This window comes from Leptospira ainlahdjerensis (assembly GCF_016919175.1).
GTDB lineage: Bacteria > Spirochaetota > Leptospiria > Leptospirales > Leptospiraceae > Leptospira > Leptospira ainlahdjerensis.
The window spans coordinates 61,735-74,939 of sequence record NZ_JAFFPU010000076.1; the positions used below are offsets into that span (position 1 = coordinate 61,735).

General features: G+C 43.1%; 13 protein-coding genes and 1 pseudogene. 6 read left to right on the forward strand and 8 right to left on the reverse strand.

What is annotated here, in order from left to right; all coding sequences use genetic code 11:
* Positions 1-36: 36 nt before the first annotated feature.
* The 6 genes from JWG45_RS21095 to JWG45_RS21120 all read right to left on the reverse strand — a co-directional run bounded on the left by JWG45_RS21095 (position 37) and on the right by JWG45_RS21120 (position 6,827).
* On the reverse strand, positions 37-465 hold the full coding sequence (locus JWG45_RS21095; RefSeq protein WP_205281579.1) for a hypothetical protein: 429 nt from the start codon (positions 463-465) through the stop codon (positions 37-39).
* Between the two features lie 392 nt (positions 466-857).
* Entirely contained in the window at positions 858-1,577 is a 720-nt protein-coding gene (locus JWG45_RS21100) for a DUF1554 domain-containing protein (protein ID WP_332476870.1), read from the reverse strand.
* 28 nt (positions 1,578-1,605) lie between these two features.
* Entirely contained in the window at positions 1,606-2,424 is an 819-nt protein-coding gene (locus tag JWG45_RS21105; RefSeq protein WP_205281580.1) for a fibronectin type III domain-containing protein, read from the reverse strand.
* A gap of 4 nt (positions 2,425-2,428) precedes the next feature.
* Positions 2,429-4,009, reverse strand: a complete 1,581-nt coding sequence (locus tag JWG45_RS21110) for a hypothetical protein (RefSeq protein WP_205281581.1) — start codon at positions 4,007-4,009, stop codon at positions 2,429-2,431.
* Positions 4,006-6,240, reverse strand: a complete 2,235-nt coding sequence (locus JWG45_RS21115; protein WP_205281582.1) for an adenylate/guanylate cyclase domain-containing protein — start codon at positions 6,238-6,240, stop codon at positions 4,006-4,008. The genes JWG45_RS21110 and JWG45_RS21115 overlap by 4 nt, the downstream gene beginning before the upstream one ends.
* 152 nt (positions 6,241-6,392) lie before the next feature.
* Complete coding sequence (locus JWG45_RS21120; protein WP_205281583.1) at positions 6,393-6,827, reverse strand: YHS domain-containing (seleno)protein; 435 nt, start codon at positions 6,825-6,827, stop codon at positions 6,393-6,395.
* Between the two features lie 105 nt (positions 6,828-6,932).
* On the opposite strand from JWG45_RS21120, the gene JWG45_RS21125 reads away from it, so the two are divergent.
* Positions 6,933-7,979 (forward strand): mechanosensitive ion channel family protein, encoded by a 1,047-nt coding sequence (locus JWG45_RS21125; RefSeq protein WP_205281584.1) that lies wholly within the window; start codon positions 6,933-6,935, stop codon positions 7,977-7,979.
* A 171-nt stretch (positions 7,980-8,150) separates the two neighbouring features.
* Positions 8,151-8,993 (forward strand): LA_0991 family prenyltransferase-like protein, encoded by an 843-nt coding sequence (locus tag JWG45_RS21130; RefSeq protein ID WP_205281594.1) that lies wholly within the window; start codon positions 8,151-8,153, stop codon positions 8,991-8,993.
* Here the strand turns inward: JWG45_RS21130 and JWG45_RS21135 are convergent.
* The gene (locus tag JWG45_RS21135) at positions 8,962-9,687 is read right to left on the reverse strand and encodes a fatty acid desaturase CarF family protein (RefSeq protein ID WP_205281585.1); all 726 of its coding nucleotides are present in this window, start codon (positions 9,685-9,687) and stop codon (positions 8,962-8,964) included. The two genes, JWG45_RS21130 and JWG45_RS21135, sit on opposite strands and share 32 nt — an antisense overlap.
* A gap of 131 nt (positions 9,688-9,818) precedes the next feature.
* On the opposite strand from JWG45_RS21135, the gene JWG45_RS21140 reads away from it, so the two are divergent.
* The 3 genes from JWG45_RS21140 (at position 9,819) to JWG45_RS21150 (ending at position 12,337) form a co-directional block, all read left to right on the forward strand.
* Positions 9,819-10,217 carry a DUF2721 domain-containing protein gene (locus JWG45_RS21140; protein WP_205281586.1) on the forward strand — a complete coding sequence of 133 codons (399 nt, stop codon included), beginning with the start codon at positions 9,819-9,821 and terminating at the stop codon, positions 10,215-10,217.
* Between the two features lie 195 nt (positions 10,218-10,412).
* Positions 10,413-11,219 (forward strand): SDR family oxidoreductase, encoded by an 807-nt coding sequence (locus tag JWG45_RS21145; protein WP_205281587.1) that lies wholly within the window; start codon positions 10,413-10,415, stop codon positions 11,217-11,219.
* Positions 11,220-11,383: 164 nt separating this feature from the next.
* Positions 11,384-12,337: a fumarylacetoacetate hydrolase family protein gene (locus JWG45_RS21150; RefSeq protein ID WP_205281588.1), complete on the forward strand. Its 954-nt coding sequence runs from the start codon at positions 11,384-11,386 to the stop codon at positions 12,335-12,337.
* Positions 12,338-12,787: 450 nt separating this feature from the next.
* Here JWG45_RS21150 and JWG45_RS21155 read toward each other — a convergent pair.
* Positions 12,788-13,138: pseudogene (locus tag JWG45_RS21155) on the reverse strand (phosphomethylpyrimidine synthase ThiC); the annotation flags it as partial.
* 22 nt (positions 13,139-13,160) lie between these two features.
* On the opposite strand from JWG45_RS21155, the gene JWG45_RS22650 reads away from it, so the two are divergent.
* A partial coding sequence (locus JWG45_RS22650) for a hypothetical protein (protein WP_408611666.1) occupies positions 13,161-13,205 on the forward strand: 45 nt, incomplete at its 3' end.

Sequence of the window (13,205 nt, forward strand, 5' to 3'; positions counted from 1 at the left end):
ATTCGCTTAACAATTTTAGAATACGACCTAACGATTCTAATCCAAGCAGAACGTCCCCGTGCCCGGATGTTCCTTCCCTCCCATACAAGCGATCTTCGGTTCACAGGATTGGATCAACGTGTTCATATGATTGATCCAAAATTCTTCCGTGGAATTTCCGCAAGGAGCTGCAAACAAACTAAGCTCGCAATACTCGACGTCTTTTTCGAGGTAAAATACGCTTTTTCCAGGAATTGCGGAGGAGAATCCGGTGATAACTCCCGCAAGAATCGACTCCCCGGAATCTGTTTTTTTAGAGGATATTTGAGACGGATCCATGGGCACACACAAAAGCAGTTTCAAGCGGATTGCGGATAATTTTCGAGTTCTAAAATCTTCATCGTTCACCAACTGAGGCCCGGCGATTCCGCTACATCGGTAAAGGAGGATTAGGACCGCGAGACTTAAGAAAAAAGTCCATTTCATAGGGAAGTCAGCCAACCATTCATGCCCATCTTTTTAAACTCTTATTTTAGAATTCGTTCTAATGTGCTTCCAATGGCAACGGGGGACATTAGAATTACAAGATTTTCTAATTCTCTACATTACGATTTAAAACTCGCTCCAAAACCCGAAATATAATTAGAAATCGTTCCTTCAAACGCCTCATAGACGCTATCTTTAGCATTTTGGGAATTCTTTCGTCGATTGAAAACGGGGAATTCGGTGCATTCCAATTTTTAACACAAAAGTTGAAGCCAAAAAAGATCCATCAAAGAATCCTTATAAACTGATCCAGACCCGTTCTTAAAACCGGATTTAAGAAAATCCAAGGGCCAATTTTTTAGTAACGTTATACAAATCTAAGCGACGGCTTTCTACTGTCGAACGCATACAAGTTTTTTGGGCGTATTGCATGGATCGGAGAATCCACCGGAATTAATCGTATTCGAGTTAGTTACGGCACCGGCTCCAAATTCACCGGTCGATCCGCCGGTTCCGTCCGTCCAGTTATTACACGTATCACCACCGCTGATCCTCCAGTCATCGACCAAACCCGTCCACCAGAGATTGGCCGCGCTTAAGTCCCAAGAGGCTGCGGTCGGAAACAAAACGATCCCCGCCGAATTCGTAGTAAACACTTTTACGGGACTGGCTACACTTCCTCGATAATAATCCTGATTCGGCAAGAGTATCCAATTCAAGTTTTCTCCTATATTCGTACAATTCGCGGTTGCGTTACAGGCTCTTCGGATCGGAGCCACGTTAGACACGATCAAGGCCTTATAATCGGATCCAGTTCCGGGTAACGCGGAAAAGTTCGCATTTTTTTCGGCGCTACAAACGGAATCTGCACCCGTTACGGTGCCCGCTCCCAATTGACCCGTCGAAGTTCCTACCGTTACAAAAAGATATTTCAGGACAAGGTTCGGATCGCCTGGAGTAGCCGTAGTATTTTGTATATTGCCGGAATTCAACAGAGCCAAAAACAAAACCCCCGAGTTCAGATCGGGAAAAGGCGCAGAACAACGGATAAAAAGAAAAGTAAAAATAATCATACATTCCATTTTCAGAATATAGTTCGAAATTTTATTCACGGCGAGTTTCGATTCCTTAAAATAAAATTCACTCGAATTCTTTGCGAAAACTGATCTCGACCCTTCCAAGCGACAAAATCGAATTTGTGTGTGAATTCGGATAGATCCATCTTGAATTGTTTTCCGATTTCGATTCTATCAAAACCGTAGTGGAATGGAAAGAACGTTTTTCCAGCCAAACGTTCAAACCGTAACTCAAAAGGGCTAACACTCCTATGCCTACCTGATTACTTTGATGCCGATTGTATTCTTTTTTATCCTCTTCCCTCTGATGGATGAAATAATAACTCACGGGTACGGAAGAATACAAGGCGACTAACGTTATAAAAGTCGGATCGTTCGTGGAAGATTGTGAAAGTGAATTTCCTGCGTTCCTTTCCGCATTACCCGCAACAGCCAAGGCTCCGAACCAAAACAGTATCAAGGAGGCCTTTCCGTATTCTTTTTTTTCCAGAGGAACCAAGCCGGGAACCCAAATCCTCCAAGAAGACGAACCCGAAAATGTTTGTTTTTTTTCCGCTTCCACCATACTCTTTGGGCGATCCTGCTCCACTAAAAAAGCTGACCACTGACTCCAAGAGGACGGTTTTCCAAAACGATTGAGCGCGGAGATTCTAAACTCGTATTCCCCCGCAAGGATCTTAAACTCCAGACTGTTTGTAGACACTTTCTCTTCCTTAACGATCGTATCTTCCAAACCCTTTTTTCGAATTTCAATTTTATATCCGTTATTCCCTTTCACCTCGTTCCATTCGATATAATAGGTATAGTTTCTATCTTCCGAATATACGGAATTACTAATAAATCCGCAGAATAAAATCAGAAGATTTACGCTCAATGATTTCAATCGTTTAGTCCCCTTTTTTACCGGTGGCTTTCGCTTCCGGAGCCGCCAATTCTTCCCTCAACACGATCTTAAATTCCGATCGAATTTGATTGGTTTCGTTTCCTTCCTGGATTAAAGACCAGGAGAATTTTCCCACGTCCAAAACGCTCAGGTCCGTCAATCGAAAGGATTCACCGTTGACGCTCCGTTTCAGAATCGATTCTCCATTGACTCCGTATAAGTTTAGACTCCATTTTTGTTCTCGCGAAGTTGAACTGTGTTTCCATCGGAAGACCATCGAATTCTGACCGGTCATATCCACAACTCGCCCTTTGATCGGAAAAAGCAAAACCGGTAAGTTAGAAATTTCTTTCGTGATCGATTTTTCCTTTTGTGAAGTTTCGATTTTTGTTTCGGAAGAAGTTTCGACCGGAATCGAATCCTTCTGTGCAAGACGTGATTCGTCCACTTGAAAGGATCTTGCCTCGGATATCGATTCGGCTCCCGGCAGATTGGAGAATGCCTTGACCCTCCAATGATAAGTTCCCGATGAAAGAGGAATCGAAATCGAAGTTTTAAAAACGGTCAATTGTCTAAGTCCGTTTTTAAAATCGCCCGAATCCGAAATTTCAAGGATATAGCCCGTCGCCAATCTGGAAGTTTTCCAGCGAAAGGTTTGAAGAGAACTTCCTTCTAACCGAGTATTTTTTAACGGGAAAAGAAGTGCCACGGGAGGGTTCGGAAGCACTCGAAACTTGCGGGTCTCTGATTTTTTTTTCTTATCCGAGGAGAGAATTCTCCAGTAATAAATTCCTTCCGGAAGAATTATTTCCGCCGATTCACCTCTTATTTCTTTTTTTAAAATCAAAGGTGTAAAATTTCGATTCAAAGAAATTTCCAAAAAGACGGATGATATGACAGCGTTTGAATTCCAGCGAAAGCCTATCTTCGCTTCTCCGGTTTCCGGAAAAATTCTATGATTGTCTTGGGGTTCCAATACTTCCAATTCATCCCGGATCGAAAAAAAAGAATCGTTTGTCATCTTTGCCTTTTCACCTTCTCTGAGAATTCCGTTCTCTTGATTCGAACCGATCCACTTCAAATTCCCTTTTGTAGATTCTATAGAATTTTCTTCTCCGTTTGGTGTGCGCGTTATACGAAATAGGCTGGGTTCGTCCCCCGATTTTAGAGTTGTTTTTCCGGAAGACAGTGTCACAGGGTTTGAAGATTGAACACGGACTGAACCTTCCTCCAATTCCAAAAGTTCTTCTTCCTCTTTTAGATTGATAACGATCATCGATCTCGGATCGAGTTCGAACTTCGTTCCCGAAATCAGGGTTACTACCGCTTCCGAAAGTTCGTCTGTTCTTACGGAATCGTGATTGAAAATGGGAAAATTCTGTTCCACGTCCTGCCAGATCATTCGATCCGAAAATTTTCTCTGAGCGGTTCTATACTTAAACGTGATGTTCCCGACCGTTTCTTTTCTGCCTTCCCCGAAATCCGCGGTCCCTTCCCTCCAAAAAAGAAAAAGGGAAACGAAAAAAATAAAAAAGGACAACGCTCCCACTTGAATCTCTTTTCCGAATTTCGAATATAAATTCATGCCAAGGACCTGGAAGGAGATTCGGGATCGGGAATGCCGCATAACGCACGCAATTCTTCCAAGGATTTCGGACAATCTTGATCGTCTTTCCAGCCTAACACCGCGTAGATGCTTTGTGGTTTTTCTTTCCCTCGAATCCAAACCGGGGGAAGTTCCACAAATTGAAAGTGGTCCTTAGCCTGCGCATAAGTGCTTTCGGATATCAGGATGTCCGTTCCGAATTCTTTGTTTAAATATTCGATTCTCGAGGCAAGATTGACCGTGTCCCCGATTACCGTGAACTCGAGTTTTTTTTCGGAACCGATCTGACCGACGATGACCGGCCCGGAATTGATCCCACAACCGAATCTCGTAAAGGGACGACCGATCTCGTGTCCCTGTCGATTGAACTCGATCAGCGCTCTTCTCATTAACAAAGCGGCGTTGATCGCATTCTTAGGTTCGTTTCCGTCGTGCACAAGGGCGCCCCAATGAGCCATAACGGCGTCGCCGATAAACTTATCCACGATTCCTTGAGTGAGATAGATACATTCTACCATCTCGGTAAAATACTGATTTAAGAATTCCACCACTTCTTCGGGTTTCATCTTCTCGGACATACCCGTGAAGTTGCGAAGATCGGAGAAAAATACCGTGACTTCCCTGTTCTCTCCCCCCAACTTAAGATCGGAAGATAAGGCCCTTTCTGCGATCTCCTTGTTGACGAACTTGCCGAAAGTATTTTTGATCTTCTCTCTTTCTTCGAGACCTCTTGCCATTCTTAAGAACGAGTTGGTAAGAACTCCGACTTCGTCGTGCGTCGTCGGCCTAATATCTACGGCGTAATCCCCCTGTTCCACCTTACGAGTCGCTAAAAGAAGTTGAATGATCGGAATCGTAAGAGATCTGGAAAAAACGAAAACCACAAAGAATGCCACTGACAAAACGGAAATCATGATCAAAAGATTTTGCCTTCTGATTTTATAAACAGCTTCGAAAGCAAGATCGGCGTCTAACGTGGAAATGATTCCGAGACCTCCGACTTCCAACTGTTGATAAGAACCTAAAACCTCCCTTCCTTCAAAGTCGAATCTCTGAGATCCGTTGTCCGAAGGACTTCGAAGCATATTCTCCACAAGCGGATGTTTTTTATAATCTTTTCCCGAAATCGCTTCTTTGTCGTTCGAATGGGCGATTAGGTTTCCGGAAGAATCCACTACGAGCATCTGAAAAAAATCAGTCTGACGGACTGCAAGAAATGCATCCAAAAATTCGGTCGCGGAAAAAACAAGCCCTGAAATTTCGATGCCGTTGGAAACCGGAAGAAGGACCGCGACGGCCGGGAAACCGAATTCCGAAGATACATTCAAAACTTCTAATGTCCCCGAAAGTCTGGAAGAAGCTTTTTCCAAAGCTGATTTCAGAACTTCAGGATCGGGAACTCCGGAAACGGAATTATTTTTTAAGAATTTAAGATTCCAAAAAAGAGAACTAATCTCTCGAACGGGCTCTCCCGGTTTTAGTTTAAACCGAACGTATGCGATCGCGTTTGAATTTGTACGAAAAAATTTTTCAGATTCTCCGGGGCGAAAGTCCTGTATCTTCAGGGTTGTTTCCTTGAGCTTCCCGCTCAACTGAAGTCCGGTCAACCTCGCAAGAGAAAGATTGTATTCTTGGATTAGGATTTCGCTGTATTTTCGAAAGAAGTAAGTCGCCATCGTAATCATCAAACTCATACTGATCATGATGATTGCGGATACGATCGAAAGCAGTTTTACACGAATCGTAAATTTGGAGGGTCTAAACGGCTCGGCTTCGCGATTATAAGAATGCACGGCGTGCGGGTGCTTTAGAAAATCATGATATTTGAATTCTAATTCTTTTGCGAGTCCGCGACCGGTCCAGACCAAACAAGCCGATGGTTGAGGGCGATTTTTCAAAAAGTTGAAAAACTTCTCGGAAGATTCCCCGATTCCGGAAAGGATACGATCGCTGTCTCCGGAAGAAATGGAAAAACCTCCGTGTTTTAAATCTCTTACAAGCGTTAGAAAGTCGTGGGATTTTTTAAGCGTTTCGGCTTCTTTAGAAGGAAGGCAAAAAACGATCTCTCGAATGCCAAGCCCGAGCTTTTGAGAAATCAGACTTCGGATTAATAAATCAGGGTCTTCCGAATCCGAATGGAGATTCGGAAGCTCTTCCCATTGGATTTTTTTATGGGTCTTTTTTGTGAGTCGATCAAGCAGCCTGGACATCCCTTCCCTGTTCTCCTTAATTCTGGAGTAGATTGAAGATGTTTTTTATCCTGTCATCCTAAAATCTCAATTTTGCGAAGAAGACATAGTCGGCGATTCGTTTTTGACCGGAAAACGACACATCAAAGCCAAAGTTGAATAAAGAATTCGGTTTAATTTTTCCCGAGCGACTCCCATTCTTTTTTTGCCTTTTCGATCCAACCCGGAATGTCCTTTTCCCATAAAACCTGAACATCGTGATCGTAGTTGAGATAAAGTTTTCCGTCGACGATCTTCCATTGTTTTGGATCGATCGAAACCTTTTCACCGAATGCAACCCCGTAAGCGCAATAACCGCCGAACTGAGGAGCGTACCGTTCGGGATTTTCTTTAAATTTTTTTAGATTCTCATCGGAGGAAAATCTCCAATCCGCGCCCATCCAACGAAACTGATATTTCTTTGTTCCCTCAGTCGGTTTACCGATCGTGAAATAGGCGACCGGATCGTAACCGCTGATCGCAAGATCCCGCCAAAAAGTTTTGTTGATAGGAATCGCCACAAGAGAAATTCCGCAAAGGAGGATTAGGGTCGATAGAATTTTTTTCATCTTTGCCTCTTGTCTGAAATTCGGAAGTCGTATTAAAATGTTACAGCGAACTTGGATCATACGATTTGATCTTGCACGCTGACTATTTCTCGGGAAACTGATCTCATGGATTGGAATCTCTTACAAACATGGTTTTCTAAAGAATTCTTTTTTGAATTGGGAACTTCCGCGGGAATTTTTATCTTTGTTTTATTTTTCGGTTATCTGGTCGGGGATAGAATTGTCCCCAGACTTTCTGGGATCCTTTTTCAGAATAAAATCCAAAGTTCGCATCCGCTCTACAAAGCCGGAAGAAGAATTATACGACTTCTTTTTTTCCTACTTGGGTCTTATCTTTTTTTAAGATTCCAAAAACTTTCTCCGGCGTTCGAAGAATTCGTATTCTTATCCTTCAAGATCGCCGCGATTATTCTACTCACCTTCTCGCTGGTACGTTTGTTCTCCGCGGTTTTCGAAACCTATTCCGAAAAAACGGAAGGTCTGCTTTCCTCAGCTTCCATCATCAGCAACGTGATACGAATCACGTTATTCGCCATTGGAGTAATTTTGATTCTCCAATCTCTCGGAATTTCGGTCGCACCGATTTTAGGAGCGCTCGGAGTCGGAGGTCTCGCAGTCGCACTCGGTTTACAACCCACCCTCTCCAATTTATTTTCGGGTTTGAGCATCCTAATGGGAAAACAACTCAAAAAAGGAGACTACGTTCGGCTCCAAGGAGACGGCTTGGAAGGTTACGTCCAGGACATTACATGGAGGACAACGACGATCCGAAGATTCAACAACAGCACGATCATAGTTCCCAATTCCGTGATGTCCTCTTCGGTTTTTACAAACTTCGACCTTCCATCCAAAGAGTTGTCCATTGCGATCGAGGCTGGCGTGGCTTATCAGAGTGATTTGGAAAAGGTGGAATCGATTGCAGTTGAAATCGCAAACGAAGTACTAAAACAATTTTACAAAAACGCTCCGGTAAAAGAAGTATCCTTCAGCTATCAACGATTTGGTGAAAGTTCGGTGGATTTTAAAGTCATACTTCCATCCCTCGAATTTACCGACCAATTTGCGATTAAACACGAATATATCAAACGGATCCATTCCCGCTTTCAAAAAGAAGGAGTCGAACTAAGATTTCAGGTAAAAAAGGGAAACTAAATATAAGACCCGCCGATTACAAATCGTTCCTTTCGTAAATCAAAACCTTCATGGAAACATTTGCGCCCAACAAAACAATCCGCTGCAAATTCTTCTTGAAACGGACTTTCGGTCGACACCACTGTAAAATTCTGATTTTTCAAAGTTTAAACCGAATAAATGCCAGACTCGATTTTTAAAAAAACTTTTTTCTTTTGGAACGTCCTGAGTATCGATATCGTATTCGGCGCGCTTGCTTCCGCAATATTTGCATCCACACTTTTAGAAACGACAATGCGCCCCGCGTTTTGGTTTCTTCTTCCGATGGCGGTTTGGGTGATCTATACTGCGGATCATCTTTTTGACGGATGGAAACTCGGAGAAAACAGCATCAACATTAGACACAAATTCCATTATGACAATCTAATATTACTAAGCATCGTCCTCGGGGCCGTATCGACGTCCTGTTTTATCCTTTCAATCCTTTTTTTAAGGGAATGGATTTTTACCGCCGGATTGATACTCGGGATATTCGTTTTTTTGCATATATTCCTTTCCTATCTTCAACTCGACTTTTTTTGGAAGGAATGTTCGGTTTCGATCCTTTATACGGCGGGAGTTTGGTTTGGTCCGATTCTATTCTCGGCAAAAACAAAAATGGAGATCGGGATACCCTGTTTTTTATTCTTACTGGCCGCTCTCTGCAATTCGTTTATGAATTCTTATATGGAAAGGGAGGTCGACAAAAAGGAAAATGTGATCTCCATTTTGAAACAGATTTCCCCCCGCACGCTCCAAGGAAGCGTTTTTATTTTGGCATTTTTGGGTTTGGGTTTGAATTTATTTTGGATCTGCGAAAATCCGAAGTTCCTTCCGGAATTCTTATACTTTTGTCTCGGTTATACGATTCCCGTTTGGATCGTTTATCGGGAAGGTTTCTTTCAGAAACGTCAATTCTATAGAATTTTAGGAGAGGGTTATTTTATCCTCTCCTTTCTGCCGGTTATCTTTCGGATATGGATTCTTCCATACTGACCTCCGCGGGAGGAATTCTTAATATCCATCTTAGAATTTCATAAAACTTGAGATATTTCAGAATCGGATTTAACCATCCCGTAGTGATGCAAAAATAAGTATCATACGGGATCGTATGATGAATCATGTGATGTTGCGGTCCTAAGATTATTTTATAATTTTGTAATATTCTTACGATCGCAGCGGGCGAATCCTGGTGAGCCCATTTGTGAATCTGATTGGTCGCAAAAATTCCCCAGAGTAAAAAAAACCAAAACAAGGCGAGAAGAGAACTCGTAATCCCGGAAGACTCCCAGAAAAAAACGTAATAGGCCAAAATCGGAAGCGATACAAGACAATTGTTTCCGTTGGTTTCGATAAAATCGTGTCTTGTAATTCCTTTGGGATCGACGTGATGGTCTCGAAAAGGAAAGATAAAACCCGGACCTAAGATCGGAGTTTTTTCGGAGCCTATACTGTCCCCTAAGAAGTGGACCAAACCTGAAACAAAATCCGCGCCGATCCAGGAAGTTAAGATTACGAGAGGAAGAGTCCAAAACAGCCAAACGTTTTCGGAAACGTCAAAAGCAAACAAACGAATGAGTTGATAGCCGAGATATATCGAGAGGACTACAAAAGATAACACTCCGAGAATTTCAAAAATTCTATGAACGGTAAGATCCGGTTTTGAAACCAAGTTTGATTCTGTATTCATAATCTGCCTCAACGTATTCTTATTATACTTACGAATTCACGCGATATTTTTTTAGTTATGAAAACGCAGGATTGGGAAAAAATGAAACTTTACAGAACGGGAGAACGTTTGATTCTTCCCCTGAAAGAACTATGATCGATTTATCGTTTAACACGCCCGGCCTTCTCTTTCCCGCGATTTCCCTTCTTATGCTCGCCTATACAAATCGATTCTTAGGACTCGCAAATCTTTCAAGACAACTCATCGCGAAGTTCCAGGAAAAAAGAGATCCGGATCTTCTTTCTCAAATTCGAAACCTTCGCTTTCGTCTCTCCTTAATTCGCCACACTCAGAGTATGGGTATTCTCAGTCTTCTTTCCTGCACGTCCTGTCTTACGGTTTTGGCATTCGATCTTCAACGGATTGCATGGTTTCTTTTCGGAATCGCACTTTTGTTTCTCGTCGTTTCGCTTTGTATCTGTTTGGTGGAAATTCATCTTTCGGTCCGCGCCTTGGACATCGAAATCCACAAACTCGACGAGACGGATTGAAGGAATTTAGATTCTCTTCGGTTGACGAGCGATTCGTTTTTAGAACGGGATTCGCGTCTTTTCATTCCAAAATCCGATTTCGTATGAGAAGAATTCTTGAATCGATATCCTTTCTTTGGAAACATCGCTTTTTACAAAGAAGTTTTTAAAACGAAGTTCGGAATCGAATCGTCGTCCAAAAAAAAGGGGAATTCAATGAGCGAAACATTTTACAAAGACAAAGTTGTTTGGATCACAGGCGCTTCTTCCGGAATCGGAGAAGAACTCGTTAAAGAAGCGGCCAAACGAGGAGCCAAGGTTGTTCTTTCCGCAAGAAGGATCAAGGAATTAGAGAGGGTCAAGAAAGAATGCGGCCTCACGAAAACAAACAGTCTGATTCTTCCCTTAGATTTAGAAGATTATAAAAAACTAAAGAACGTTCCCAAAAAAGCGATCGATCAGTTTGGAAGAATCGACATTCTGATCAACAACGGGGGGATCAGCCAACGTTCCTATACTTACGAAACATCGATCGATACCTACGAAAAACTCATGGACGTAAATTATTTTGGAAACATCGCGCTTTCTCTCGCGGTTCTTCCGTTTATGAGAAAACAAAAATCAGGAACGATTTCTTCGATCTCCAGCGTCGCTGGTCTTTTTGGCGTTCCTCTTCGGAGCGGATATAGCGCGAGTAAGGCGGCTCTCACCGGTTTTTACGAAGCCCTTCGCGCTGAAAACGTAAAGGAAGGAGTAAAGGTGACCTTGGTTTATCCGGGATTTATCAAAACTCAGATTTCAAACAACGCGCTCAAAGGAGACGGCACCAAACAAGGAAAAATGGATTCCATCATCGAACAGGGAATCGCAGCCGACGAATGTGCGAAAAAAATCTTAGATGCGATCGCAAAAGGAAAAAACGAAATCATCATCGCGGGCTTTCGGGAAAACTTTGCGACATTCTTACATAAATTTTTACCGGGAATTTTTGCGAAGTCCATCGCAAGGGCAAAAGTCACCTGAGTGATTGCGATCCATTATTTTGTTTTGCTCTTTGAAATGAGAAATCGGTTTTCTCCCGAGATTGGAAACAAATCAAAGCTGAAAGAAACGTTTTAGTGAATTTCGCATAACGTTCCGATCCATTTCGGAACTTCAATTTTAGAATCTCAATGATGGAATGATCCATGGCAAAAAACTATGTTCGGTTTAGCAAAAAGAATCAAGTCAAATGGGGACTCGTTACAAACGAAACGATCCAATCTCTGGAATGCGGCGATCTTTCCACTGCGGAACTTTTAGAATTTCTCCGAAAAAAGAAAAAAGCTTCCTCTAAAAAAACGTTTTCAATCTCCGAGGTCTCGATCCTTTCTCCGATCACGGCGCCGTGTCAGATCCTTTGTCAAGGGGCGAACTATCGACAACATCTGATCGAATCGGGACTCGATCCGGATGATAAGAATTACAATCTTTTCTTCACAAAATCGGATGCTTCCCTTACTTCCCCAATCGGAGAAATCGTCCGTCCTTATCACGTAAAACTTTTGGATTATGAGATCGAACTCGGGATCGTTTTCGGAAAAGGTTTCGATTCTTCTTTGGATCCGAGTTCTAAAAATTTGGAGGAATTTGTTGCGGCTTTTTTTATGGCCAACGACGTCTCCGCGAGAGATATTCAAATTCCTCAATTGCAGTGGTACAAGGGAAAGTCGTATCGAACGTTTTTTCCCGCCGGTCCTTATCTTACGGTTTTAGAAAAGGGAGACTTTGCGTCCTACGAATCCTTAGAATTGAATCTGACTGTAAACGGAGAAGTTAGGCAAAAAGATAAAGCTTCCAATCTTGTCTTCAAACCTTTGGGAACAATCGTAGAACTATCAAGATTTTGTAATATTGCTCCCGGAGACGTTCTTCTGACCGGAACCCCTTCCGGTTGCGCGCTGCGTGCTCCCGGAAAATTGGTTCAAGCCCTTGGAGGTTTTCTTTCCGAAAAGAAAAAGTGGGAACTCTTCGTCAAAGCTCAGAGTAGACGAACTCAATATCTCAAAGATCAGGACGTCGTCCGTTCCACGATCCGAACGCCGGACGGAAAGATCGATTTGGGAGAACAGATTCTTAGAGTCGTAACGGAAAAACGTTAGACGAAATCGAACCGAGTCCGCCGGTTTTTTTTCCAACCAGGTCGGTCCATCCTATTTTATCTGTTTTTGTTTGTCGGAACAAGTTGTTTTCCGAGGATTTTTTGAAAACGCGGGAGTTCCCACAAACTTCGGATTCACAACTCAGTCCTCAGCGCGCCAGACAAGAAAGTAAGAGTTCCCACATTTCTCAGTTCAAACAAAAGAATCGCCGAATTCGCATCTGTAATCAATGACACGAACAAAAGCTCAGCGCCCACTTCCTACAGGGCGCCCATCGGGTCCGTCAAGATCGAGCGGAACTCAGTGAGTTGGAAGTGTCGCGGCCTCCGGGCGCTTCCGCATAATCAAAGTTCGCCGGTCGATCCACGCGGATGCGACTAAAAAGGTTTCGAGAGAATTCGGCGATCCGACCGGTTAGGATGGCTCGGTCGGATTGTTAAGCGAAGTAGATCAGGGAGCGCTGTAGATCTCCGCGCCTTTTTCCAAAAATTCTTTGGACTTTTCGACCATTCCGACCTGAAGTGCTTCGTTCTCGTCGACGCCTTTTTCTTCCGCAAACTTTCTGAGTTCCTGAGTGAGATTCATAGAACAGAAATGAGGACCGCACATGGAACAAAAGTGAGCCGTCTTCATTCGGTCTTGGGGAAGCGTTTCATCATGAAACGATTGAGCGGTTTCAGGATCTAGAGAAAGAGAGAACTGATCTTCCCAACGGAATTCGAAACGTGCCTTGCTAAGAAGGTTGTCTCTTTCGATGGCGCCTGGATGTCCCTTTGCTAAGTCCGCTGCGTGAGCCGCGATGATCGGTTGGTTTGGAACGGCTATGCTCTGTTATGTGACTCCCAAGGAACACCTCGGTCTACCTGAC